We start from the raw sequence: 215 nt of genomic DNA on the forward strand, positions 1-215 counted from the left end.
GTGTTCAACACAGAGGTCGGAACTCAACTTGATCAACAGTTTAAACAGTGGATCGAGCACCACCGGGAGGAGTATGCTGATACCATCTTCATGGAGGATCTCGCGGCAGAACTGGAAGACCTCGATGATGAAGAAGAGGTTGAACGCCGGATCGAATTATGGATAGACAACCGTAACACGCAGCTCTCCGAGCAGGGTGAGATCCACTCGAATGT

1 protein-coding gene is annotated in these 215 nt (G+C 50.2%); it reads left to right on the forward strand.

Features of this window, described 5'->3' with window-relative positions; translation table 11 throughout:
* Positions 1-215: hypothetical protein (locus EXE42_RS19505; protein WP_199240804.1), on the forward strand; the 215-nt coding region annotated here is incomplete at both ends.

The organism is Halorubrum sp. SP3 (genome assembly GCF_005435195.1).
In the GTDB taxonomy this organism is placed as follows: Archaea; Halobacteriota; Halobacteria; order Halobacteriales; family Haloferacaceae; genus Halorubrum; species Halorubrum sodomense.